26 protein-coding genes are annotated in these 26,081 nt (G+C 43.0%); 11 read left to right on the top strand and 15 right to left on the bottom strand.

What is annotated here, in order from left to right:
* Positions 1 to 107 precede the first annotated feature (107 nt).
* From GO495_RS19165 to GO495_RS19155, 3 genes are read left to right on the top strand one after another with little or no spacing between them, the layout of a single operon-like run.
* Positions 108 to 587, top strand: coding sequence for a gamma carbonic anhydrase family protein (locus GO495_RS19165; RefSeq protein WP_240915266.1), 480 nt, complete (start codon positions 108 to 110; stop codon positions 585 to 587).
* Positions 588 to 627: 40 nt separating this feature from the next.
* Complete coding sequence (locus GO495_RS19160) at positions 628 to 783, top strand: hypothetical protein (RefSeq protein ID WP_157301325.1); 156 nt, start codon at positions 628 to 630, stop codon at positions 781 to 783.
* Between the two features lie 20 nt (positions 784 to 803).
* Positions 804 to 956, top strand: a complete 153-nt coding sequence (locus GO495_RS19155) for a hypothetical protein (protein ID WP_157301324.1) — start codon at positions 804 to 806, stop codon at positions 954 to 956.
* Here GO495_RS19155 and rsgA read toward each other — a convergent pair.
* The 7 genes from rsgA to GO495_RS19120 all read right to left on the bottom strand — a co-directional run bounded on the left by rsgA (position 953) and on the right by GO495_RS19120 (position 6,950).
* Entirely contained in the window at positions 953 to 1,888 is a 936-nt protein-coding gene (gene rsgA / locus GO495_RS19150) for a ribosome small subunit-dependent GTPase A (RefSeq protein WP_157301323.1), read from the bottom strand. The two genes, GO495_RS19155 and rsgA, sit on opposite strands and share 4 nt — an antisense overlap.
* A gap of 67 nt (positions 1,889 to 1,955) precedes the next feature.
* Positions 1,956 to 2,420: a hypothetical protein gene (locus GO495_RS19145; protein ID WP_157301322.1), complete on the bottom strand. Its 465-nt coding sequence runs from the start codon at positions 2,418 to 2,420 to the stop codon at positions 1,956 to 1,958.
* Between the two features lie 32 nt (positions 2,421 to 2,452).
* On the bottom strand, positions 2,453 to 2,953 hold the full coding sequence (locus tag GO495_RS19140; protein ID WP_157301321.1) for a hypothetical protein: 501 nt from the start codon (positions 2,951 to 2,953) through the stop codon (positions 2,453 to 2,455).
* Positions 2,954 to 3,046: 93 nt separating this feature from the next.
* The gene (locus tag GO495_RS19135) at positions 3,047 to 4,057 is read right to left on the bottom strand and encodes a vWA domain-containing protein (protein WP_157301320.1); all 1,011 of its coding nucleotides are present in this window, start codon (positions 4,055 to 4,057) and stop codon (positions 3,047 to 3,049) included.
* Between the two features lie 3 nt (positions 4,058 to 4,060).
* Positions 4,061 to 5,035, bottom strand: coding sequence for a hypothetical protein (locus GO495_RS19130; protein ID WP_157301319.1), 975 nt, complete (start codon positions 5,033 to 5,035; stop codon positions 4,061 to 4,063).
* A 14-nt stretch (positions 5,036 to 5,049) separates the two neighbouring features.
* A complete protein-coding gene (locus GO495_RS19125; RefSeq protein ID WP_089781119.1) occupies positions 5,050 to 5,916 on the bottom strand; it encodes a DUF58 domain-containing protein in 867 nt (288 codons plus the stop codon).
* 32 nt (positions 5,917 to 5,948) lie between these two features.
* Entirely contained in the window at positions 5,949 to 6,950 is a 1,002-nt protein-coding gene (locus GO495_RS19120) for an AAA family ATPase (RefSeq protein ID WP_157301318.1), read from the bottom strand.
* A 294-nt stretch (positions 6,951 to 7,244) separates the two neighbouring features.
* On the opposite strand from GO495_RS19120, the gene GO495_RS19115 reads away from it, so the two are divergent.
* From GO495_RS19115 to GO495_RS19100, 4 genes are all read left to right on the top strand, one after another.
* A complete protein-coding gene (locus tag GO495_RS19115; protein WP_089781123.1) occupies positions 7,245 to 7,586 on the top strand; it encodes a hypothetical protein in 342 nt (113 codons plus the stop codon).
* A gap of 14 nt (positions 7,587 to 7,600) precedes the next feature.
* A complete protein-coding gene (locus GO495_RS19110) occupies positions 7,601 to 8,257 on the top strand; it encodes a peptidylprolyl isomerase (RefSeq protein ID WP_157301317.1) in 657 nt (218 codons plus the stop codon).
* A gap of 56 nt (positions 8,258 to 8,313) precedes the next feature.
* Entirely contained in the window at positions 8,314 to 8,694 is a 381-nt protein-coding gene (gene gcvH, locus GO495_RS19105) for a glycine cleavage system protein GcvH (protein WP_157301316.1), read from the top strand.
* Between the two features lie 238 nt (positions 8,695 to 8,932).
* A complete protein-coding gene (locus tag GO495_RS19100) occupies positions 8,933 to 9,205 on the top strand; it encodes a VanZ family protein (protein WP_157301315.1) in 273 nt (90 codons plus the stop codon).
* A 69-nt stretch (positions 9,206 to 9,274) separates the two neighbouring features.
* Here GO495_RS19100 and GO495_RS19095 read toward each other — a convergent pair whose 3' ends face one another.
* Positions 9,275 to 9,949, bottom strand: coding sequence for a YiaD family glycine zipper/OmpA-like lipoprotein (locus GO495_RS19095; protein WP_157301314.1), 675 nt, complete (start codon positions 9,947 to 9,949; stop codon positions 9,275 to 9,277).
* Positions 9,950 to 10,017: 68 nt separating this feature from the next.
* Positions 10,018 to 11,082 carry a peptide chain release factor 1 gene (gene prfA, locus GO495_RS19090; protein ID WP_157301313.1) on the bottom strand — a complete coding sequence of 355 codons (1,065 nt, stop codon included), beginning with the start codon at positions 11,080 to 11,082 and terminating at the stop codon, positions 10,018 to 10,020.
* An 87-nt stretch (positions 11,083 to 11,169) separates the two neighbouring features.
* On the opposite strand from prfA, the gene GO495_RS19085 reads away from it, so the two are divergent.
* A complete protein-coding gene (locus GO495_RS19085; RefSeq protein WP_157301312.1) occupies positions 11,170 to 12,315 on the top strand; it encodes an amidohydrolase family protein in 1,146 nt (381 codons plus the stop codon).
* Positions 12,316 to 12,343: 28 nt separating this feature from the next.
* Positions 12,344 to 13,435, top strand: coding sequence for a mechanosensitive ion channel family protein (locus GO495_RS19080; RefSeq protein ID WP_157301311.1), 1,092 nt, complete (start codon positions 12,344 to 12,346; stop codon positions 13,433 to 13,435).
* A 59-nt stretch (positions 13,436 to 13,494) separates the two neighbouring features.
* On the opposite strand, the gene GO495_RS19075 is transcribed toward GO495_RS19080, so the two are convergent.
* The 3 genes from GO495_RS19075 to GO495_RS19065 all read right to left on the bottom strand — a co-directional run bounded on the left by GO495_RS19075 (position 13,495) and on the right by GO495_RS19065 (position 15,689).
* Entirely contained in the window at positions 13,495 to 14,013 is a 519-nt protein-coding gene (locus GO495_RS19075; RefSeq protein ID WP_157301310.1) for a hypothetical protein, read from the bottom strand.
* 9 nt (positions 14,014 to 14,022) lie between these two features.
* The gene (locus GO495_RS19070; RefSeq protein WP_240915265.1) at positions 14,023 to 14,619 is read right to left on the bottom strand and encodes a MerR family transcriptional regulator; all 597 of its coding nucleotides are present in this window, start codon (positions 14,617 to 14,619) and stop codon (positions 14,023 to 14,025) included.
* A 98-nt stretch (positions 14,620 to 14,717) separates the two neighbouring features.
* On the bottom strand, positions 14,718 to 15,689 hold the full coding sequence (locus tag GO495_RS19065; RefSeq protein ID WP_157301309.1) for a M23 family metallopeptidase: 972 nt from the start codon (positions 15,687 to 15,689) through the stop codon (positions 14,718 to 14,720).
* Between the two features lie 281 nt (positions 15,690 to 15,970).
* Between GO495_RS19065 and alaS the strand changes: the two genes are divergently transcribed.
* Entirely contained in the window at positions 15,971 to 18,586 is a 2,616-nt protein-coding gene (gene alaS / locus GO495_RS19060; protein WP_157301308.1) for an alanine--tRNA ligase, read from the top strand.
* A gap of 215 nt (positions 18,587 to 18,801) precedes the next feature.
* Complete coding sequence (locus GO495_RS19055; RefSeq protein WP_157301307.1) at positions 18,802 to 19,806, top strand: PDZ domain-containing protein; 1,005 nt, start codon at positions 18,802 to 18,804, stop codon at positions 19,804 to 19,806.
* 42 nt (positions 19,807 to 19,848) lie between these two features.
* On the opposite strand, the gene GO495_RS19050 is transcribed toward GO495_RS19055, so the two are convergent.
* The 3 genes from GO495_RS19050 to GO495_RS19040 all read right to left on the bottom strand — a co-directional run bounded on the left by GO495_RS19050 (position 19,849) and on the right by GO495_RS19040 (position 25,784).
* Positions 19,849 to 21,219 (bottom strand): aldehyde dehydrogenase, encoded by a 1,371-nt coding sequence (locus tag GO495_RS19050; RefSeq protein ID WP_157301306.1) that lies wholly within the window; start codon positions 21,217 to 21,219, stop codon positions 19,849 to 19,851.
* A gap of 70 nt (positions 21,220 to 21,289) precedes the next feature.
* Positions 21,290 to 22,669 (bottom strand): RagB/SusD family nutrient uptake outer membrane protein, encoded by a 1,380-nt coding sequence (locus GO495_RS19045; RefSeq protein ID WP_157301305.1) that lies wholly within the window; start codon positions 22,667 to 22,669, stop codon positions 21,290 to 21,292.
* Between the two features lie 46 nt (positions 22,670 to 22,715).
* A complete protein-coding gene (locus tag GO495_RS19040) occupies positions 22,716 to 25,784 on the bottom strand; it encodes a SusC/RagA family TonB-linked outer membrane protein (RefSeq protein ID WP_157301304.1) in 3,069 nt (1,022 codons plus the stop codon).
* Between the last annotated feature and the right edge of the window lie 297 nt (positions 25,785 to 26,081).

Below are 26,081 nucleotides of genomic sequence, written 5' to 3'. Positions count from 1 at the left end.
AAAATGATGTGCTGATGCGTATTATATACATGTGCGCATCATTCTTTACATTTGCTGCAAAAAATTATATGCCGTACATCTTGCCAGTAAAGGGAATTTTGCCTGTTATGGGAAACGACTGCTTCGTTGCTCCCAACGCAACAATTGTAGGAGATGTAGTGATGGGAGATTCCTGCAGCGTATGGTTTAATGCAGTAATAAGAGGGGATGTGAACAGCATCCGGATGGGTAATAAGGTGAATGTACAGGACGGCGCGGTCATTCACTGTACGTACCAGAAAACGAAAACGATCATCGGCAATAATGTATCGATAGGCCATAATGCCATTGTACACGGCTGTACAGTGGAAGATAATGTACTGATAGGTATGGGTGCCATTGTAATGGATAACGTGCATATTGGCAGCAATACCATCATTGCAGCAGGAGCAGTAGTGCTGGAAAATACACAGGTAGAGGCAGGCGCCATCTATGCCGGCGTTCCTGCCAAAAAGGTGAAGAATATTAACGAATCACTGATCAATGGGGAAATTAACCGCATTGCAGACAATTACCTGATGTACTCCGGTTGGTTTAAGGAGGAGTAACATATTTTAATTATCTTGCATTTAAATATACCCTTACCCTATGAAGAAGTTACTATTCTTAATGGCAGCTGCCAGCATCCTTGCTATGAGCTGCGCTTCTGAGCAAAAAGGTTGCCCCAGCAGCAATTACTATACAGGTAAAAACGTAAAGCAGAACAGATCATCTTCCCGCCAGATGAATGGCAGAGTATTTTAATTACCTGATTATCAATACCTATGCGTAAATTATTACTACTGCTGTTAGTAGTTACATTAACAGGTGCAGGCGCTTGCCGCACAAGAAAAACCGGGTGTCCTACGCCCCGCCAGAATTGGGGAGCAGAGAAAGTGCTGGACGAAATGGCTGGCAAATCGAGGAAAAGGCATTAATAGGATTTCTCCTCTATCGTTTCGAGGATGGTCGCGTAGCTTATATATCGTTCCATATTGATTTCGCCTGCTTCTACTGCCGCTTTCACCGCACAGCCGGGCTCATTGATATGCAAACAGTTATTAAACTGACAATCATTAAGATATGCCTGCATTTCCAGGAAATAATGCGACAGCTCCGTTTTAGGAATATCTATCACCCCGAATTCCCGTACTCCGGGAGTATCTATCAGTTTTCCTCCATTTGGCAGGTCCTGCATTTCAGCATACGTAGTAGTGTGTAACCCTTTACCGCTCCAGCCGCTTACCGCAGTCGTCCGCAGGTCCAGCCCCGGCAACAGCCTGTTTATCAGGGATGATTTGCCTACACCGGAATGCCCGGACATCAGTGTAGTCTTATTCTTCATGGAAGCGCTCAGCTCATCCACACCTTCACCTGTAGTAGCAGAGACAAGACATACGGTATACCCAATGTCTTCATACACGGCCGCCAGTTCTGCGAATCTGTCTAACTCCTTCTCTTTGTAAATATCTTTCTTATTGAATACCAGCGTTACCGGAATATGATAAGCCGCCGCGGTCACCAGGAAACGGTCCATAAACCCATTGGAAGTGCGGGGTTCTTTCAGCGTACAGATCAGCATGGCCTGGTCCAGGTTAGCCGCCACTATATGTTTCTGGTTTTTCCGGTGGGGGGAGCTGCGTACAATATAATTACGCCTTTCAGCTATCTCCGTAATCATCGCGTTCTTTGCATTCGCATCCCCGTCTTCCACGACTATCTCTACTATATCGCCCACAGCAATAGGATTGGTAGATGTAATATCCCCATCCCTTTTCAATAACCCCTTAATACGGGCCTGGAATATTTCTCCGTTAGTTGTTTTAGCGGTGTACCAGCTGCCCGTTGATCTGTAGATAGTTGCTTGCAAATTCTCTTTTAATTAATGGGTGTAAAGGTAGGTAAACGCTATTATTTACTCTTACTATTCCAAAGTTTTATATATCCGCCTTCTTCGTATCCACCATATGGAGAAAATCGCTTAGTAAGGTATTTAATCCTTCGACCTCACTCTTCCTTGCTTCATCCATGCAAATACTTTCAACTCGACTAAGTACTATCGCATATTCTTTACTATTTTTAATAGCGCCCTTTTTTCTTATCCGGTCTAGCGTTTTTGTCTCTTTTTTCTCATCCGAAAAAACTGCTGCCCCTAAGTTTTGTATAAGTAAGTCCCTGATTTTTGTCACATCCTCTTCCTCCATATCTTTCATCCATCCATCAAGATCTTTACTTATGTATCTGAGTGATGTTAAATTACCACGCTCAACAGCACCCTCTGCAATTTCTTTCATTTGATCGTAGAAAGGAATACCCTTATACTTATTCGATAAATAAGTATAATAAATCATTACTTTTTTAAAAATAAAATCGATTGCCTCTTTTTTTTCTGCTGCCTTCATCTTTTACTTCCCATACTTTTATTTAACTTCTTTTATAATACAATTTTATACGCCCCTCCTCCAACAAGTTCATATCCGGAATTTAATCCTGGCGATGCCACAAGTGCAATATCCCCGGCCGGATATCTTGATGTGATGGAATCCCAGAACGATCTCTTATATGGAGGAATAACAGCCTCTATTATTTCATCATAATCACAGATGGAAATGAAATCAGTGAAGTAATCTTCAGCAATAAAAATGAGAGTACCAGTATCAGAGGAAAAAAACAGCGGGTTATCCTTATTTACGCCTATTTCATCTCTTCCATCTTTAATAGCAGAGATTGGGAATATTGGCTTTTTATTTAAAAATCTTGAAAATGGGGCATACGCAAATGGAAATATTTTATCCTTGATTTCTTTGTAAAGATTTGATAGATCTAAATTCCCCATTTCCTTCCTAATATCCTCTACGTAAAGAACATCAATAATGACAAAGTGCTTACCAGTTTTTAAATTAATATCTTCTCCGCTTTTTGAAAGGTTGTTCATATCTGATTTGTTGAAACATAAAGATACCATCCTTTCAATAGGTGATTAAATAACATTTCCGGTTATCGTTAGACGATAACCGGAAATGTCGTTTTATGGTAAACTCCTGAAAGCTGTATACCGCAGCACTACTTCCAGCAGGATACAAGCCAGGGCCAGCATCGCAAACGGGAAGAAATGTTCTGCATAACGTTTGTAGGAAGTGATCTCTACTTTGGTTTTCTCCAGCTTATCAATTTCAGCATAGATGTTTTGCAGGTCTTTATTATTGGTAGCCCTGAAGTATTTACCGCCTGTTTCTGAAGATACTTTCTTCATCAGTGGTTCATCCAGCTGCACATCCTGCATCTGCATCTGTATACTACCATCAGGCATTGTCATCGGGAAAGGAGCTTTACCGATAGTACCTACACCAATAGTGTATACTCTTATCTTAAATGCTTTACTGATTTCAAGTGCAGTCAACGGATCTATCAATCCTGTATTATTCACACCATCCGTCAGCAGGATGATCACTTTACTCTTTGCCTTGCTGCTGCGCAGGCGGTCTACAGAAGTAGCCAGTCCCATACCGATAGCGGTACCATCCTGCAGCATCCCGCTCTTCACCTGCATGATCTGGTTTTTAAGCACCCCATGATCAGTCGTGATAGGGCATTGCGTAAAGCTTTCTCCTGAAAATATGACCAATCCGATACGATCGCTGATACGGCGGTCCACGAAATCCATTGCCACATTCTTGGCGGCATCCAGCCTGTTGGGTTGCAGATCTTCCGCCAGCATACTACCGGAGATATCTATGGCCAGTACAATGTCTATACCTTCACTATCTATACTCTCAGATGTGTTGCTGGTTTGTGGCCTTGCCAATGCAACTACCAGCGCGGCAAACGCCAGTAAACGTAACACAAACAGCACAGGACGTAGCTGCACTTTCCACGAAACGGGCAATCCTTTCAATCCCTCTAATGACGACATTTCCATAGCCGGCTGCTTCCGCTGCTGCTTTGCGACATACCAGTATATCATCAAAGGTATCAGTAACAGTAACCCGAAAAAGGCCGGGTAGGCAAACTCAATATTTTTCCAGATCGAAAAGTCCATTTTTTAAGGCTGCTTTATTTCTTCTTTTACTGTTTCCGGTGCTTTCGCTGCCGCAGGTTTCGTCCATTCCACAATTTCAATTGCCTGCTGTATCGCAGCTTCATGTTCATCCGGTGATGGATGTAACTTTGCAAACTTGGCAAGGTCCGCTACCGTTAAAAGGCTGCGTAGTTTGTCGCGCTGCTGGTTCAGTATCGTAACAGGTTTAATATGCTGTAACAGTTCCTCACTGGTTTGTTCCAGTGCAGGGATATTAAATTGCTGCTCAAAGTAAGCACGCAGGATATCTGTTAATCGTGTATAATATTGTTTAACATCTCCCTGCTGCCATATCTTCTCTCCCCTTAAATGCTGCAGTTGTTGTAACGCAGCCTCATAAGGAGCAATAAGAGGTACTACAGGTTTAACTACTTCCTTCTTAGGTTTGCTGCGGAAATATACAAACAGGCCTATTCCGATAATAATTACGGTGATACCTATTGCAAAATACAGCCAGTAATCCCAGAAGTTCCAGCCAACGGTCCTTACTGCTTTAATAGGTTTAAAAGCCTTGGTAGTATCTACCGTGATCGTGCCTACATCAATTCCCAAAGGACCGGTGAAAGCAGAATCAGTGGCGCCCCCTGCATTTTGTACTACATCAAATCTGAATGCAGGAATGTCCCAGTGACCAGAATCAAAACTTGTAATAGTAAGCGTCTGACTGAAGATCTTTTTATTGTTATCACCTGCTGTATCAATCTTTGAACGGGTTACTACTTCCCAGTGACTCAATGAATCAGGCACCTGGGGAAATACAACTGTTAATCCGGTTGGTTGTTCTACAGTAGCAGACAAACGTAATTTTACCTGTTCGCCTATACGTATCTTATCGGTATCAGCTTTGGCATTTACTTCCACCCTGGATTGCTGGGCCAGTGATGATAAAGGAGATAATAATCCCAGCAATGCGAATAAAAAAATAATCTGTTTACCCATGTTAGTACTTAGTCTTAGGCCCTGTTCTTGAAAAAGACTTGTAATGCTTTTACATAATCTTCATCCGTGCGTATACTGAGAAGTTCCGCACCGCTCTTCATAAATGAGTTACGGCAATATTGTACATGTTGCTGAAACTGCTGGGCATAATATTGTTGCACCTGCTTATCTGAAGAATCTACCCACTGGCGTGTACCGGTTTCTGCATCACTCATCTGGATCAGACCTACAGCAGGCAGATCTTTATCACGCTGATCATAGATATGTACACCCACCATATCATGCTTCTTGGAAGCAATGTTCAGTGCATCCTGGTAGCTGCCTGCCAGGAAATCGCTCAACAGGAATACGATGGCTTTCTTCTTGGTAGCATTATTAAAAAAGCGAAGTGTGTCTTTGATATTAGTCCCTTTACGCGTAGGCGTAAAAGACAGCAATTCACGGATAATGAACAGGATATGTGATTTACCTTTTTTAGGCGGGATGTATTTCTCTACACCATCGCTAAAAAAGATCACACCTACTTTATCATTATTCGTAATAGCAGAAAAGGCGAGTACAGCACACAGTTCAGTGATCATACTGCGCTTGTTCTGTTTAACGGTACCGAAGATGGAGCTTTCACTCACATCCACCAGCAACATCATCGTCTGTTCACGTTCTTCTTCAAATATTTTAATATAGGGATGATTGAACCGCGCCGTTACATTCCAGTCGATAGCCCTTACATCATCCCCAAACTGATATTCCCTCACTTCACTGAACGACATACCACGGCCTTTGAAAGCGCTGTGATATTCACCAGAGAAGATGTGGTTAGAGAGGCCCTTCGACTTGATCTCTATCTGCCGTACCTTTTTAAGTATTTCTGCGGTATCCACCAGTAAATAATTAAATGAGTTATGAATAATGACTATGGTACTTCTACTGCGTTCAGGATCTCGCTTAAAATGTTTTCGCTTGTTACATTCTCCGCTTCTGCTTCGTAGGTAAGACCCACACGGTGACGCATTACATCAAAACAGATGCTGCGTACGTCTTCAGGAATTACATATCCGCGGCGTTTCATGAAAGCATATGCCTTCGCAGCTAATGCCAGGTTAATACTTGCCCTTGGTGATCCACCATAAGAAATCAGTGGTTTCAGTTTCTGCAGTTTATAATCTTCAGGATTACGGGTAGCAAAAACGATATCAAGGATATAGCGTTCGATTTTTTCGTCCATGTATACTTCCCTTACCAGCTTACGCGCTTCCAGGATGTCTGCAGGTTGAATAACCGGGTTGATCTTGGCAGTATTCTGCGGGTTCAGGTTCTGACGGATGATGTGCAGCTCTTCCTCTTTAGTAGGATAACCGATCACCACTTTCAGCATAAAACGGTCTACCTGTGCTTCAGGCAGGGTATAGGTACCTTCCTGTTCTATCGGGTTCTGGGTAGCCAGTACCAGGAACGGATCATCCAGCTTGAAAGTAGTATCACCGATAGTGATCTGCCTTTCCTGCATGGCTTCCAGTAAGGCACTCTGCACTTTGGCCGGGGCACGGTTGATCTCATCCGCCAGGATAAAGTTGGCGAAGATAGGACCACGGCGTACTACGAACTCGTTCTTTTGCTGGTTGTAGATCATGGTACCAACCACGTCGGCTGGTAACAGGTCAGGGGTAAACTGGATACGGCTGAATTTAGCATTAATAGCAGACGATAAAGATTTGATAGATAGCGTCTTAGCCAGACCGGGAACACCTTCCAGCAGTACGTGGCCCTGTGCAAGCAGACCAATAAGCAATCTGTCTACCATGTAGCGCTGGCCTACGATCACCTTACTTAGTTCAAGGTTCAACAGGTCTACAAATGCGCTGGCCTGGTGGATCTTTTCATTCAGTTGACGGATATCAGTCGATGTATTCTCCATGCTTATATATTATTTTCAAGTTAGCTAAAGTAAACATTCCGCCGGGAAAACCCTGCGGCAATTGGCATTGTAGGCCGTTAAAATGCTGTTAATTATCCAATTACGAATGACAATTTACGAGTTACTATCTGGCTATCAAACATCTGTGTCAATAATTCCTCTCTACGGTTCTCATCAGTATATGGCGGCACCAAATTAATAAAGCCCCGTCACATTTATATCATCTTTTTTTATAACGTACATTTGCACTCCTAACTCCCTGACAGGGAACTCATAATTAAAAATCTTCACAAGATGCAGGACGAATTCGCACAGCAATGGAAGCGTTTGGAGGATATGCTTACGGAACGTTTTGGTAAAAAACCAAATATGGAGGCCATCCTCTTTTTAATAGGTATCCAGGAATTGGCGCATGCCAAAACCAAATTCACTAAAGAACAGAAACAGGACCTCATGCATGTGGCCACCTGTACCCTGTTAAGCCAGAGCGGTTATTATGAACCGGAAGGATTCGACCCCGATGGCTGGCCACATTTTAAAGAAGTACAACCGGTTCCCAAAATGGGGATGATGGAACAGGAGAGATTTTTGAAGGAGCATATTATCGCTTATTTTGATGACCTTGAGGGACTCTAATAAATGACCACCCCATGAAAAAACATGTACTCCTTTTACTCCTGCTGTTTTCCACTACCAGTGCCATGGCCAGACATCGTAAAGTAAAACTGATCACGCCCTATGGCACCATGATCATCCTTCTTTATGATCAGACACCAAAACACCGGGATAACTTCATTAAGCTCACAAAGACTCATTTCTACGACAGCACCCTCTTTCACCGGGTCATTAGTACGTTTATGATTCAGGGTGGTGACCCAACCTCTAAGCATGCCCAATCAGGAACAGCATTAGGTGAAGGGGATAACGGGTATACTATCCCGGCGGAGTTGCAGCTGGACCTGTTCCATATAAAAGGCGCCCTGGCCGCCGCAAGGGATGATAATCCTGCCAAAGCCAGTTCAGGATGCCAGTTTTATATTGTACAGGGCAAAAAGTGGACAGATGCAGAACTGGACAAACTGGAGAAAAACCGCCTGGGCAGGAAAATCCCCATGGACCAGCGGGAGATCTACAAGAAAGAGGGTGGCACTCCACAACTGGACCAGAACTATACTGTATTCGGGCAGGTAATAAAAGGAATGGACGTCATTGATAAGATAGCAACACTGAAAACAGATCAGAATGATCGTCCGTTAACAGATGTTCCCATGAAAATTAAGTTGATACACAAGTTCCTTTTCTTCTGACACAGACATTGTAATTTGGAATTTCCTTACTTTTACGGCTCAAAATCAAACTTGCCATGAATTTTCCATCAAATCTGCGTTACACCAAAGACCATGAATGGGTTTTATTAGAAGGTAACATTGCTACCATTGGTATTACTGAATTTGCACAACGCGAATTAGGTGATATCGTATTTGTAGATATTCCTACTGTAGGAAAGACTCTGGGCGCAGAAGAAGTATTTGGTACTGTAGAAGCAGTAAAGACAGTTTCTGACCTGTTTTTACCGGTAGCCGGTACTGTTAATGAAATCAATCCGGTCCTGGATGGCTCTCCTGAGCTGGTAAACCAGGAACCTTATGGTGAAGGCTGGATGATAAAAATGACTGTAAATAATCCTGCAGATGTAGCTGCATTACTGGATGCTGCTGCTTATCAGTCGCTGGTGGGTGAGTAATCACTACGCAGGAAATTATTAATAAAAGGTTAAAAAGGGTATGCCCGCTAAGGTTATAAGGTTAGTAATAACTTTATAACCTTAATTTTATACCCCATCATCAAAACTGACGAACGTGCCGGCAATCAGGAATTTAAGATTTTACGCACCAGCTATTTTTTGGATATTATTAGTATTAGTTCTCTGCACTCTTCCGGGGAACGATCTTCCTAAGTCTCCGGTCTTTGAAAAGATCCATATGGATAAGATCGTACACCTGGGATTATTCGGATGTACGGTACTGTTATTATGTATTGGTTATTATCGTCAGCACGGATATATCTCTAAGTTGACGCTCACTTTCTTTGCAATTTCTGCTGCCTTTTATGGCCTGGCAATCGAATATATCCAGAAATATTTTGCTATCCAGCGCACCTTTGATATGGCTGATGTAGCAGCAGATACAATTGGTGCAGTAGCTGGTATCCTGGCTTTTAAGCTGATCAGGAAATGGTGGTTGAAAAAAATATAACAGATAAATAAAAAAGCCCTCACGTCTGGGACGTGAGGGCTTTTTATATTGATACAAGCGTGTCTTTAATTATTGCGCCTGCTGCTTCGCTTCAGACTTCATCTTATCATTTGCATAGATAGAGAACTCTACCCGACGGTTCTTAGCCTTGTTAGCATCAGAATTATTAGGTACTACCGGTTGTTTAGAACCATACCAGAACGTCTGTACACGGCTGGCAGCAACACCCTGAGCTTTCAGGTAATTAGCAACTGCTGTTGCACGTCTTTCAGATAATGCATTGTTATACGCATCTGTACCTGTAGTATCTGTATGACCTTCCACACGTACATAAGTATCAGGATACTTATTCAGAATGGTTGCCAGTTGCTTAATGTTAGTCTGTGCAGTAGGGGTAAGATCTGATTTATCAAAACCAAACAGTACGCCTGAGTTAAAGGTTACATTGATACCTTCACCTACACGTTCTACTGTAGCATTCGGTACTTCTGTTTTTATTTCCTGGGCCTGTTTGTCCATTTTCTTACCAATCAGTACACCAGCGGTACCACCTACAGCAGCACCAATGATAGCGCCAAGAGCAGTATTACCTGCTGCACGCCCAATGATAGCGCCAGTTGCAGCTCCACCGCCAACACCTATGGCAGCGCCTTTTTTGGTATTGTCCATACTTTGCCAGGTCTTACAGCTAAATAATGTTGTTGCACACAGTAAAATAGCTACTATAGGATTAATTCTTCTCATCTTATGTATTTTAATTAAATGTCTGATAAATGATAATTAACAGAGGATAGACAAATATGTTGCCAGTTTTAACTGCCCATCTTCATTTTCTCCGCATTTTCCGCAAACTGCAGCGCCTGGATCATATCCTGTATATCTCCGTTCATAAAAGCATCCAGGTTATAAACAGTCATTCCAATACGGTGATCAGTTACACGACCCTGTGGATAATTATATGTGCGGATCTTTGCGGAGCGGTCACCTGTAGACACCAGACTTTTACGCTGGGAAGCGATCGCTTCTTCATGTTTGCGCACTGCGGCTTCATATATACGTGACCGCAGCATCTTCATAGCGATATCCCTGTTGGAGTGCTGGCTACGGCCTTCCTGGCACTCTACCACCACACCGGTAGGAATATGCGTTAAACGTACCGCAGACTCCGTTTTATTTACGTGCTGTCCACCCGCACCTGATGAACGGAAAGTATCCATCTTAATATCGGCGTCCCTTACATCCACATCCACTTCTTCCGCCTCCGGCAATACTGCTACTGTCGCCGCTGATGTATGCACACGACCGGCAGTCTCTGTAGCCGGTACACGCTGTACCCTATGTACCCCTGATTCAAACTTGAGTGTGCCGTACACATCATCTCCGGTTACTTCCAGCACAACTTCTTTAAACCCACCTGCACTTCCAGGTGTTTCGTTCATAACGCTAAAACTCCATCCTTTGTTCTCAAAATAACGCATATACATGCGCAAAAGGTCTCCCGCAAAGATCGCGGCCTCGTCTCCTCCTGTTCCTCCACGGATTTCCAGCTGCGCATTTTTCTCATCCTGAGGATCTTTAGGAATCAGCAGGTTACGGATAGACTCTTCCAGATCTATCTTCTGCTGAGCCAGTTCCTCAGTTTCTTCTTTTGCCAGCTCCCTCATTTCTTCATCTCCACTTTCCAGCACTTCCTTATTGAAAGCTATACTGTCAAGCACTTTCATATAACTGTCGTACGACTTTACGATCTTCTCCAGCTGCCGGTATTCTTTACTCAGCTTGCTGAACTGCTTATTATCGCGCACTATTTCCGGATTGGTCAATGCAAGAGATACTTGATCAAACCGGCCTTTTATAGCTTCTAGTTTATCTATCATAATTATCTTTGATGGATGTTTAAACAGTACGGCTGCTTAAACAGGTTTGCAAAATTAACACCAATTAACATAATTCGTTACAAGTATATGGTCCAACTTGCTAAATTTAAGGGAACGGCAATATTTACAGGGCAGGAACTGCTACCGGGAAATATGGTACTTGTCTTGTCTGATAAGGGTATAGTACAGGATATCATACCAGAAAGCGAGGCCGGAGATAATGTACGGCAAGTGAACGGAATTCTCTGTCCGGGCTTCGTAAATACGCATTGCCACCTGGAATTATCCCATATGGCAGGTCTAATAGCCGAAGGTACCGGTCTCCCGGCCTTCCTTACCAGCGTAATGGAAAAAAGAGGCCAGCAGGACCCTGATGCTCAGGCAATAGCAATGGCGAATGCTGAAATGGCCATGTGGCAGAGCGGTATAGCTGCTGTAGGAGATATATGCAATGGCACCGCCTCTCTTCAACAAAAGAAAGAATCCACCTTATATTATCACTCCTTTGTAGAATGCATGGGGTTTGTTCCCACTTTTGCACAAAACCGCTATGAATATAGCAAGGGAGTACTGGAACAATTCCGGGAAGCAGGATTACCCTGTTCCATCGTTCCCCATGCACCTTACTCTGTAAGTGCGGACCTGTTTGCACTATTGTCCGCCACACCGGATAATACGCCTGTCAGCATCCATAACCAGGAATCTGAAGCAGAAAATACCCTTTACCGGGATAAAACAGGTGATTTCCTTCGTTTTTATGAGCATTTCGGGATGGATGCCACCGCATTTCAGCCCACAGGGACTAACAGTCTGCCTGCCTGGTTACCCTGGTTCAGAGAACTCCCGCTGATACTGGTGCATAATACCTTTACACAGGCATCAGATATCCAATTCACAAAAGACAATGCTCTGCAGGCCTATTGGTGTCTATGCCCTCAGGCCAACCTCTATATAGAAAACCGTCTCCCGGATATACCACTACTCCGCAGCCAGGGCTGCACTATCACCCTGGGAACAGACAGCCTGGCATCCAATCATAAGCTATCCATCTGGGAAGAGATAAAGACCATCCGGAAACATTTTCCTGCTATTCCACTGAGTGAAATACTTCAGTGGGCGACTTTAAACGGGGCCATGGCATTGGGTATTGCAGATTTATATGGCAGCTTTGAAAAGGGGAAACGCCCGGGCGTTGTTGTAATAGATGACATAGATAGTAAAAGGATTATATAATTTCGCAGTTCAGAATGCACCACAGACTATGACTAATTTTTTAGACCGGATTATCCTTGGCAACTCTATTCAAAGCTATTTTATCCTGGCAATTGTATTGCTGTTCGTGTCCATGATCAAGCGTTACCTCTCTCAGGGAATAGCTAATCTGCTGTTCAAAGAGGTAAAGCACTGGGTACCGGATATCCAGCAACAGGAATTTTCACATCTGCTGTTACAGCCGCTGGAATATTTCCTGTTACTTATCGCGTTCATGCTCACAGCGGACCATCTCAACTTTCCGCCCGAACTCAATGTCAAAGTATATAATGATTTCACCTTAAAAGGTATCCTCTCTACTGCATTAAACCTTACACTTACCCTCTGTGTAATATGGATCGTATTGCGTGCAATAGACTTCGTTACCCTCATGATCAGCAGGGGAACAGATATCGCACATGATATCACAGATAACCAGTTCATTGTATTCTTCCGGGATTTCTTCAAAGCACTCGTATTCATTTTTGGTGCAGTCGCTTTCATCAGGATCATCTTCGGGGCGGTACTCGTGAACAAAATTATCGCGGGTCTTGGAATAGGTGCGGCAGCCCTTGCATTGGCTGCTAAAGAGAGCATAGAAAATCTGATCGGCTCTTTTATCATCTTCTTCGACAAACCTTTCCGCGTAGGCGATACAGTTAAAGTAGATAATTATCAGGGAAGTGTGGAAAAGATTGGATTACGCAGTACCCGCATCCGTACAAAAGAAAAAACGTACGTAACAGTTCCTAATAAAAAGATGGTAGATACCATTCTTGACAACCTTTCCCTGCGCACACAGCAACGTGTGGACATGCGCCTGGAAGTAGCCGGAGATACCCCGGCAGCAAGCCTTATCCAGGTATTACAGGATATAAAAGATATCCTCAAAGGAAATGAAAAAATACTGGAGGGATTTGTAGTGAACCTGCACGACTTTACTAAAGATACCTATGTGATACAGATCATTTACATGACCTACGTCATTGAAGGAGTACAATATAATGCACTGCGTGGTGATGTAAACCTGGCTGTGATCAAGGCACTGGAAACCCGTGGTGCGAAATTGTCCAGCACCAAAATAGAGATCAACGAGAAATAGACATAAAAAAACCTGGCTCCTTTAAAGAGCCAGGTTCCAATAAATAAGTTTCGCGTCTTTTATTCTTTTTCTTTCCTGTTTGCTTTCAGCAGGATCTTCGCCATAGCGGATTCCACTGTATCTTCTTCATCCGAATTAATACGGCCTATTTCCTTTCCTTCACGGAACATAATAAATACAGGAAGCTTCTTCACTTTATAATCCTGTGAAGCATTCGTCTGTAATTTTTCATCAGCACCATAAGTGAGGATCTGTTCATCAGGGCTACCAGCCAATATCATCACTTTATATAATGCAGGTAATGCATGGCGACTGGCATCATCCCAGGTACCTACCACTGCTACTACATTAAACTTACCACGATTATCTTTTACATAATTCAGCATACTCTCATTTGGCTGATACTTATTCACGCCGGAATAAAACCAGGCAAAGGCACTATCATTCATCAATGTCTTCATCTCAATCTTGCCTTTCAATACTTTCTTTCCATTAGAAGCTATGCTGGTGGTACTTTGTGCCCATGACAGGGTAGACAGCAGCAGGCCACCTCCCAGTAATAATGATTTCAATCGCATAATTTATTTTTATAATTGTTCCTTCAGTTCTGATAAAAACCCCTTCACCTTAAGCAAAGCTTGTACCATTTCGAAATTACGGGCTGCTAATTTCCTGTCTTCCTTTAGTTTTTGCTTGGCTCCTTCAATGGTATACTTCCTTTCACGCAACAGGTGATAGATAAGTTTCAGGTGGTGAATGTCTTCCTGGCGGAATAAACGATCACCTTTTCGGTTCTTTTTGGGCTGCAATATATCAAATTCATTCTCCCAATAGCGTATCAGCGATGTATTTACTTTAAACATCGTAGCTACTTCACTAATGGAATAATATTGTTTGTCTAAGGATACAGCATCCAGTGTCTTGATAAGGTCAGGATCGTCTGCTACCTCTTTCAGAGATTTACGCCCGCGTTTTTTCAGAGGTGGTTGTGACGAAGTAACGGATGTTCCTGTTACAGACACAGGAGGAGGAGTATCTGGTGGTAACTGGATCTGAATTTTCACCCGCGGTTCATCCTCCTCCACTATCTGGGGGGGGATTGCAGCCACTTTCTCTGTTTCCTTTTCAGGTACAGGAGGAGGAGATGGCTCCGATGAAGAAAAAAGATCCAGCTGTTGCATCATTAGCAGTTACAATATGGCAAATATCCGTTATTTAGTCCTTGGAAAACAAACTATTATCCCGGAACTAACAACTTTTATTTTACCAAATTACAAAAAATTTAATCGAAAGACTGGTTACCCGAGCGGGCAATCTTCAGCATACGGTCAAACTCTTCTGGCGACAGATCATTAAAGAAGAAATATACTGGATCAACTTTTTCCCCGTTTTTACTTACCTCATAGTGACAGTGCGGACCTGTAGATTTACCGGTACTACCTACCCAACCAACAACATCCCCACGTTTCAGCGTCTGTCCGTCCTTCACTTTAATCTTCAGCATATGGCCGTACAATGTCTTGTAACCATAGCCATGATTGATTAATACATGGTTGCCGTACCCCACATCACTCATACTCGCATCTTCCACAACACCGTCTCCGGTCGCATATATCGGGGTGCCCGCAGGAGCGGCAAAGTCAAGCCCCGAGTGATATTTTACGGTTTTATAAATTGGATCGATACGATACCCGAACCCGGATGCAATACGCTTCAGGTCCTTATTGGACACCGGTTGTATAGCCGGGATAGAAGCCAGCATCTTCTGCTTGTTCTTCACCAGGTCATCTATCTTCTCATAAGATTTCCCCTGCACCTGTATCCTGTGGATCAGCTCCTTTAACAATACACCTGTGCTCGCAATGATCTCACTACTGGAAAATGACTGCAACTGGGTCAGTTCTTCCTCTTTCTCCGATTTACCAGCCCTTGTACTGTCCGGGATAGGGGATGCCTCAAATATGACTCTATAGATCTCATTATCACGATGTTCCAGTTCTGCTAACTGGGATTTCACCTCATTCATCCGGCCCTGCATAGCCTCATATCGCTCACTCATGATCTCGACTTCTCTCCTCAGAGACTTTTCTTTTGGCGAATCCAGCACACGATAAGAAACAGACAGGAAGATAAACCCTGTAACGATCGCCGCCGAAATAAACCCTAGAATACGAAGTACTTTTACCCGTAGCGATACTACGAGCTTCTCATATTTAAGTGTTTGTGTATTATAAAAGTATTTAACCTTCTTCATGTACCGGGCTTATGCATTTAAGCAGAACTACAACCTAACGTAAGTCCTTGTGTTTTATTTTTCATAGGGTTATACACGTATGGATGAGGGTTTATAGACTTTTTCAATATTTTTGCACTCCTCCCGCCTTAAAACGGGGGTGTGCAAACCTAATGGAATTAAAGTAAAAGGGCAATCTTTTGAATGTCAATTTTCTAAATACCACAAGTTGGCTTAAAATACAAATTAAAGTCATTTAGTTGACACAAAATTATAATACATATCAATTATTTCAAATACTTATGACTGCACCCGAGATTCGTCAGCAATTCCTGGACTTTTTTACATCCAAAGGTCACCACATCGTACCTTCTGCTCCCATCGTGGTTAAGAACGATCCTACCCTGTTGTTTACCAACGCGGGGATGAATCAGTTCAAAGACTATTTCCTCGGGAACAGGGCACCAGCCTGGAAAAGGGTGGCAGACACACAAAAATGCCTGCGCGTTAGCGGTAAACATAATGACCTGGAAGAAGTGGGTATCGATACCTACCATCATACCATGTTCGAGATGCTGGGAAACTGGAGCTTTGGTGACTACTTTAAAGAGGAAGCCATCGCCTGGAGCTGGGAATTATTAACAGAAATTTACAAAATCCCAAAGGACCGCCTGTATGTAACCGTCTTCGAAGGAGACGCTAAAGAAGGGCTGCCCAAGGATGAAGAAGCATATAACTTCTGGAAACAGCATATCGCCGAAGACCGTATCCTGCTGGGTAATAAGAAGGATAATTTCTGGGAAATGGGAGATACCGGCCCATGCGGTCCATGCTCTGAAATCCATGTAGACTGCCGTCCTGATACCGAGAGAGCACTGTCAGATGGCGGCAAACTGGTAAATGCGGACGATCCGCAGGTAATTGAGATCTGGAACAACGTATTCATGCAGTTCAACCGTCTTAAAGATGGTAGTCTGGAGCCGCTCCCGGCTCAGCACGTGGATACCGGGATGGGCTTCGAACGCCTGGTAAGGGTGATGCAGGGTAAATCCTCCAACTATGACACTGATGTGTTCATGGGCACCATCCACAGTACCGAACAGCTCACCGGACACACTTATGGCCGTACAGACAGCAAACAGGACGTGGCCTTCCGCGTAATTGCAGACCATATCCGCGCTATCTGCTTCACTATCGCAGACGGACAACTGCCTGCCAACACAGGTGCAGGATATGTAATTCGTCGTATCCTCCGCCGTGCTGTCCGCTATTATTTCTCCTTCCTGGAACAGAAAAAACCTTTGCTGCACGAACTGGTGCCCGTACTGGCTCAACAGTTCGCTAATGTGTTCCCTGAACTACTGCAACAGGTAGACTTTGTGAAAAAAGTAGTGTTTGAAGAAGAAAGCAGCTTCTTACGCACCCTCGATAGCGGAATCCGCCGTATTGAAGATTTCATGGGCAATGCCAAACAAAAATCCATTGATGGCCGCGCTGCCTTCGAACTCAACGATACCTACGGCTTCCCCATTGACCTCACAGAACTGATTGCTTCTGAAAATGGCTTTACGGTTGATAAAGAAGGTTTCAATGCAGCACTCAAAGAACAGAAAGACCGTTCCCGTGCAGCTACAGAACTGGATACTGACGACTGGACAGTACTGGATGAAACACCAGCTACCAAATTCATAGGTTATGAACTTTTCGGTACAGAAACGCATGTTACCAAATACCGTAAAATCAAGTCCAAAGGCAAAGAGCAATACCAGCTGGTTCTGGCTCAGACTCCTTTCTATGCTGAAAGCGGTGGACAGATAGGTGATACCGGTGTGATCAACTTTAATGGTGAAGCTATCACCGTAACCGATACAAAAAAAGAAAACGACCTGATCGTTCACTTTGTAGATAAACTGCCGGCCACCATTACCGGAACCGTATCAGCGGTGATCGACAGGGAAAAACGTCAGCTTACAGCGCTGAATCACTCTGCTACCCATCTGCTGCACGCAGCACTACGCCAGGTATTGGGTACACATGTGGCACAGAAAGGCTCCCTGGTAAATACAGCTTATCTGCGCTTTGACTTCTCTCATTTTGCAAAAGTAACTGATGAAGAACTGGCTAAAATAGAGGATATCGTTAACGAAAAGATCCGTGCTAATATTCCTGTAGTAATTAAAGAACTGCCTAAAGAAGAAGCCCTGAAACTGGGCGCAATGGCATTGTTCGGTGAAAAATACGGGGATGTGGTACGTGTGGTAGTAATGGACCCTGCCTACTCAGTAGAACTTTGCGGTGGTACGCATATCGCGGCCACAGGCGAACTGGGACTCTTCAAATTCACTTCCGAAAGCGCAGTTGCCGCGGGTGTGCGCCGTATTGAAGCAGTTACCGGCAACAATGCACTTTCCTTTGTAAATAATGAACTCCAGCAGCTGAAAGACGTAAAAGCGGTGCTCAAGAATCCGAAAGAACCGGCTAAAGCAATAGAAACACTTTTACAGGATAAAGCGACCCTCGAAAAACAACTGGAACTGCTGGAACAGGAGAAGTTAAAACAACTGTCTGCCAGTCTTAAATCACAGGTAGAACAAATCAATGGCATTAACTTCTTAGGAAAGATAGTAGAAGTAAGTAGTGCCGATGGACTGAAACAACTCTGCACCACCCTGAAGAACGAGATCAGTAATCATGTGTTCATCTTTGCAGCTAATGTAGGCGGTAAAGCCAGTGTAGCACTCATGATCTCTGATAATCTTGTGGCAGAAAAAGGACTGGATGCAACTAAAATCATCAAGGAAAAGATTGCCTCTATCATCAAAGGTGGCGGCGGTGGCCAGAAATCATTCGCTACTGCTGGTGGCCAGGAAGCCGGACAGCTGGATCAGGTGATCAGCCAGGTGAAAGCAATGTTATAAATACTAAGAGGGTGCAGCGATAACCGCCGCACCCTTTTCTTTTATACTTATTAATCCCATAGTAAACGTTATTTCCAGAACTGCCACCAGGCACAACATTGGTTTGTTTAACCATACTCTATATTACGATTTTTATCAGTCTCCGCCACATACGTCGATTTTAACTTTTCCTTTGCCTCTCCCTCATCTAAATTTGTCAAAAAAACAATCAGTTTATGAGCAAGCTACTGCAAACCCTTACCCTGGCAAGCATAACCTGCTTTGCTGCAATTACTACTTCACACGCCCAGGATAAAAAAGGCGACAAACTAGGTGAATATGACGAGATCGTCATTAAACGCAATAGTGATAAAGACGGTAAGGTAACTATTGAAATCAAAGATGGAAATGTTTTGGTGGATGGAGAAAAGATGGATGCCTACAAAGATGGAGATATCTCTGTTTACCGCCGCCGCATCAGACCCGTTGACGGAAACAGTTTCGATTTCCGCATGCCACAACACCGTGGACTTCAATTCTTCAATAATGATGGTGATGACAATGGCCCGGAAATGTCTATCGTTCCCGGAAAAGCTGTATTAGGCGTAATTACTGAAAAGAAAGAAGTTGCCGGCGCTACAATAAAAGAAGTTGGCAAAGGCACCCCGGCCGAAAAAGCAGGTATGAAGGAAGGAGATATAATTACTCAGATCGATGCAGATAAGATCTCCGAACCAAAGGAATTATTTGAAAAAATAGGCGCACATGAACCAGGAGATAAAGTGACTGTCACGTACCTGCGTAATAAAAAAGAGAATAAAATTACCGTAGCGCTGGACGAACGAAAAATGGAACAATTCCCACGTACACAACTGTTCCCTCGCAGCGATAATCAGGACGGACCTGATAATTTCTTCCGTTACATGCCACGTGGAGATATGAACTTCCGCAATAATAACGACGATGTAAAACTTGGACTGTCTGTGCAGGATACAGAAAACGGCGAAGGTGCAGTGGTATTATCTGTAGTGCCAGGTTCTGCCGCAGAAAAAGCAGGATTTAAAGAAAATGATATCATTACTGAACTGGCTGGCACTCCAATAAATTCTGCTCATGATATCACCAATACTTACCGGGAGAATAAAGATAAAGGGACCTTGAATGCCAGGGTGAAAAGAGATGGACAACAAACTACGTTGCAGGTACAGGTGCCCAAAAAATTACATAAAGCCGATTTATAGCCTGGATACGGCTGGTCAGCAACATTGTTGGCCGGCCGTCTGTTATCTCATCATCAGTTTCACCATTTTCAGTTTATTCTTATAAGGCGGATATTTAGCTGGTATATCGATCCAGGTACCTGTTTTCATTACACTCTTAAGATGTGTAAACGTATCAAAGCTGTACTTCCCGTGATATCGCCCCATTCCACTATTCCCCACACCGCCAAAAGGTAGCTCATGATTGGTAAAATGTACAAGGGTATTATTGATACACCCACCTCCAAAGTGAACCTGCTCTAATAATATTTTCTCTGTCTTTGCTCTTTTCGTAAATACATATAATGAAAGCGGATAAGGTTGCTGACGGATCAGTTGCACCGCCTCTTCCAGTTTATCAAAAGTAATGACCGGCAATACCGGGCCAAAGATCTCTTCCTGCATAACAGGACTGTCCCAGCTTACGCCATCCAGTATTGCTGGCGCTATGTATAGTTCCTTTTCATCAGCAGCACCACCATGAAGCAAATGTCCCTGATCGAGATAACTGCGCAGTATATTAAATCTTTTAGCGTTGATAATCCTTGCATAGTCCGGGCTCTGAAAAGGATTTTCTCCAAAGAATTGTATGATCGCTTTCTTCATTGCGGCGACCAGTTCATCCTTTACATCCCGGTGTACCAATACATAATCCGGAGCGATACACGTTTGTCCGGCATTCCAGTATTTTCCCCAGATAATACGTTTGGCAGCCACTTTTATATTCACTTTATCATCCACTACACAAGGCGATTTTCCACCTAATTCTAACGTTACAGGTGTAAGATGTGGCACCGCCATTTCAAGTATTTTTTTCCCTACACCGGGACTACCTGTAAAGAACACATGATCAAACCGCTGCTGCATAATTGCCGGAATGACCACACTGCCATCTCCCTGTAATACTGTTATATAGGCAGGATCGAACGTTTCTTTTATCAGTGATTCTATCACAGCAGCAGTATGAGGCGCCAGTTCCGAAGGCTTTACTATAGCACAGTTCCCGCCGGCAATAGCGCCAGCCAAAGGGGCCATCAATAACTGAAATGGATAATTCCAGGGGGATATGATCAGTGTCAGTCCAAGCGGAGCCCGGTACACCCTGCTGTAGCTGGGATACTGGGCAAACGGACTGCTTACCTGTTCCGGAAGCATCCATTGTTTCAGGCCGGCGAGCAATCCTCTTATTTCCGCATACATAAGCCCTATTTCACTCCCAAATGCCTCTACAGGAGGTTTATGCAAATCAGCATGTAATGCGGTCAGAATCTGCTGTTCATACTGCTTAATTGCCTGTTTCAGCAATTGAAGCTGTTGCTTTCGGAAAGCATACGTCAGCGTATTTCCTGACGCAAAAAACGCCTGCTGTGCTTTGTAGATGTCCACGGTACTCATAACATTGAAGTTAAAGCAAAAAGGCGCCCGGGGATGAATCCCGGGCGCCTTTTTTATAGAACAATTATATTTAGTAACCGTTATTCTGTGTCAGCTTGGTGTTCACGTCTCTTTCTCTTTCCGGGATAGGCAGTATCAGCTTATCATTGTCATAAGCTAATGTTCCTATATCCAGTTTCAGACGTTTTTTAGTCCAGAATTTATCCCCTTCAAAAGCCAGTTCGCGGTAACGTTCTGTTACAAAATCATCTCCGGTTACAGCTGATAAGGAGGGTGCTTTTGCACGGTCACGTACGGTAGTAATATCTTCCAGCGGAGTAGCATCACCTACCTGTGCACCACTACGAAGATTAGCTTCTCCGCGGGTCAGGTACATTTCTGCAAGGCGAACGACAGGAACAACTTTGTACCTGGTGCTATACTTATAGGTGTATAAACCAGTAATACCGGAAATACTTTTTCCGTCATAATAAAAACTACCACGATCATCGCCAGCTTCATATATCGTTGGCTGATTAGCATCTACCTGAACATCTCCTCTGTCTCCATTAGTATTAGAGTCAAACATAGTAATGATACCGAAATTGGAAGAGCCTGTATTGCTCTGTTCAGACTGCTGTATGCCAAAGATATCTTCGCTTGAGTTAGATGCATTATTAAATGCACCGGCAAAAGAGCTTGTGAGTGAATATACACCGCTGGCAATTACAGCGTTGGCAGCCGTTGCCGCTTCTGCATATTTTCCTTCAGCAAGATATACACGTGAAAGGAATGCATAAGCAGCATATTTATTAGCACGTGTACCATTATCTGCCGGCAGTCCTGCAATGGCATCCTGCAGATCTTTCACGATTTGTGTATGCATATCCTGTACAGTAGCACGGGCAACATATGCTTTATCAATTTCACCGGTATTCACAACAGCATCCAGTACTAATGGTACTGTAAGGTTAGTTGTCAGGTTACCATCCGAATATGGTTTACCATAAAAACCACTTAACTCATAATAAAAAACAGCACGGATAAATTTAGCTTCACCAGATACTGCATCTTTATTATCAGCAGAAACAACATCCAGTTTACTAAGTACAATATTGGCTTTATTAATAGCACGATATCCATTTAACCAGATTCCTTCTGCAACAGTCGACGTACGGTCCAGTGTTCTGTTAGCCGCTCTTCTGTAGTCTGCATAAGTTCCTACAAAACTAATATCATTCTCATTTGCTATCAGGTCAGATATCAACTGATAATTTTGCCCAAAGCCATCATAATACTGAAGATCATCGTATGTTCCAAGTAACAATGCTGTTACGTCTGCCTCAGTTTTTATCTGATCAGGAGAGATGGTGTCCTGTGGTTTTACATCAAGTTTCTTATTACAGGATGCCGATAGCAATCCTAAAAAAACTACTATTAAGATTTTATATTTCGTGATAACGGATTTCATAATTAATGTTTTTGTGTAATCAATTTGAAGTTTGAATAATCAGTTATTAAAACTTCACATTTAAACCAACAGTAAAAGTTTTAGCCTGAGGTATAGTATAGAAATCTATACCACTACCAATGTTACTAATGCTATTGTCATTACTACCTGTGTTCACTTCCGGATCACTTATGTATTTTGTTTTGGTCCAAAGGTTATAACCTGCAACGTATAACCTTGCACTGGCGATATGCAAAGTACTTGTTACTACTTTAGGCACTGTATAACCCAGGGTAACAGTTTTCAGACGGATATAAGAACCATCATATATCCAACGGGAAGATTCTGCCGTGCCGTTCCCATAGTAGAAAGACAAACGGGGAATGTTGGTAACATCACCGGCTTTCTGCCATCTGCCCAGCATTTCATGTGTCTGGTTATCAAAGCCACCTCCAAAGCCGGCAGCCTGATAAATACCTGCCCTGTTATAAATACTGTTACCGCTTACAAAAGTAAACAGTACGTTCAGGTCAAAACCTTTATAAGATACTGCGTTGGATAAACCACCGGTCCAGTCAGGATTACCCTGACCAACCACCATTCTTGGTGCTGCGCTGTAATCATTAGTTTTTTTGCCACTTGCATCATAATACAGTGCATCTCCGTTTGCCGGATCAACGCCTGCAAACTTTGCCATGTAGAAGGTACCGATAGGCTGTCCTTCAACTGCACGTTGCTCTCCGCCGGAACTTTCAAATATCTGACCACCAATATTTTTCACCCTGTTCTTGTTATAACCTAGATTCAGAGTGGTAGTCCATACGAAATCCTTAGCGTCTATGTTACGGCTGTTCAATGTGATTTCCACCCCTTTATTCTCCATGTCTCCTGCGTTTCTGTACACTGTGGAGAAACCGGATGTATATGGAATGTTAGCTGCCAGCAACAGATCAGATGTTTGTTTATTATAATAATCAACTTCACCGGAGATCCTGTTATTCAGGAATCCGAATTCTATCCCCGCATCAAACTGTTTTGTCTTTTCCCATTTAAGTGAATCATTTCCTAAGACACCTGGCCTGTCAGTCGAATAACCAGGATTCAAAGGATACTTCGTTACTTGAAACTGTGTAAGATATCTTCCATTACCTATTTCTGAGTTACCTGTAATACCGTAGCTGGCTTTCAGTTTCAGATAATTTAAAACGTTGTTTCCTTTCAGGAATTTTTCTTCAGAGATCAACCAGCCCGCAGAAACAGCAGGGAACCATCCATAATGGTTTTTTGGACCAAAACGGGAAGAACCATCTGTACGTACACTGGCAGAAAACAGGTATTTATTCATGAAAGAATAATTACCACGCAGGAAGTAAGAAAGGAAGGTATAACGCACATTGGTAGTTGAGCCACCTGTAATAGTTGCTGCACCGGAAAGATCTGGTACTGCATCTGAAGGATAGTTTTCCCCCTGTAAATACGAACCTTTATTATCATTCTGCAGATAACTCATACCTAAAGTAGCCGTTAGTTTATGAGATTTTCCCAGGTTAGGGGTAAACGTAAAATAGTTATTGGTATTTAAACTTACTGTTTGTGTAGACACAAATGTTCCCTTACCAATACCGGCACCATCAGAACTGAGCTTACCGTTATATTCATCTTCTGTCAGGTTATACAGGTCCGTACCTACTTCTGAACGGAAAGACAAGGATGGGAAGAAAGTATAGTTCACATATGCACTACCGATAGTGTGAAAATTCACCTGTTTGTCGAAGTTGTATTGCGCATCATACAATCCACTTGGGTAAAGTGTATTGTTATTCAGCTTGCCTGTAGCGGAATCGATCAACGGAGAAATAGGCATCTGTGCCACTACCTGCCCTGGAGTGGAGTAGGCATTATCATCAGAAACCCTGTCAAGCTGTGAACGGTTTACTGCAAGATTCACTCCCAGGGATAAGTGAGAGCTTGCTGTGTGGTCGAGGTTTAACCTTCCACCATATCTTCTGAAACGGTTTACTTTTATGATTGCATCCTGATCACTATAGAAACCGGAAACGAAGAAACGTGTTTTTTCATTGCCACCGGAAGCAGAAAGATTCACCTGGCTGCTTGGAGCATTCTTATGATAGATCTGATCTTCCCAGTTCGTATTTACTTTAGCATTACGCCAGTCGGTACCCAATGAATAATAATCCATATAGCTATCAACATAGTCTGTCATGTATTTTATTCCTTCCGCTTCTGACGCAAAATCACCAATAGCAAAACCAGTTTTACCATCATTGGTAGCCGCTTCATGTAACAGGTCTACATACTGTCTTGCATTCAGGAATCCACGCTTCTTGGTAGGATTACTAAAGCCCCTGCTTAAATCCAGAGAGATCTGCGTTTTCTCGCCCTGGCGGCCTCTTTTAGTAGTGATCAATACTACTCCATTAGATGCACGTGCGCCATATATAGCAGCAGCTGAAGCATCTTTCAGTACTTCTACAGACTCAATATCGTTAGGGTTAATATCTGCCAATGGATTGGTTGGCTCATTATTAGCATCAGACTGACTGCTTGATACTAACGGAATCCCATCTACTACATATAATGGCTGACTGCTGGCGCCAATAGAAGAAGTACCACGGATACGGATCTTAAGGCCTTGTCCAAGTTTACCACTACCTGATTCAATTACCACACCTGCTGCTTTACCCTGTAAGGCAGACTCAAAACTGGGTGCAGGAAAATTCTCTATCTCACTGGCATTGATCTTGGAAATGCTTCCTGTCAGTTCTCTCTTCACCTGTGTACCATAGCCTACTACCACTACTTCAGAAAGATCTTTATTACCCGTACCCAGCGCTATATCAATGGTAGTTCGGTTGCCAACAACAATTTCCTGGTCGGCATAACCTATAAAAGAATAAGTAAGTGTAGTTGCGCCATTAGGCAGGGGAAGCTGGTATGTACCATCAGCAGCACTTACAGTACCCGAAGTAGTTCCTTTGATCTTTACGGTAACACCGGGTAATGGTGAATTGTCTTTTGCATCCTTTATTATACCTTTTATCATCCTATCCTGCGAATAAGAATAGTGGGATAGAAGCAAAAGCATGACCGTTGCAAAAAGCAAAACTTTTCTCATAAAGTTTGATTTGGTTTAGAAAAAGATCAGATCATGGATCTGGTTGATAATAATAATTATTGTTACGATTTGAATAGTTCAACTACAAACAAGGCATTTTTCAATAAGCACAAGATTTTTTTAGTCCCCGTTATGGATAGTTAACATCATAAGATCAATTTGATCTATATACAAGATTACTAATTTTTTGTTAAATTTATATACCATTGATCAAATTATTGAATTTTTATTGATAGTTCCCTGCTGTCATTTAACTCCTGATGCCCCTTTCTACCTTCCATTTTATATATTTGCGCT

The organism is Chitinophaga oryziterrae, assembly GCF_009758125.1.
GTDB classification, from domain to species: Bacteria; Bacteroidota; Bacteroidia; order Chitinophagales; family Chitinophagaceae; genus Chitinophaga; species Chitinophaga oryziterrae.
Note: the sequence above shows the minus strand (reverse complement) of the source record. Positions and strands in the feature narration are given on the sequence as shown.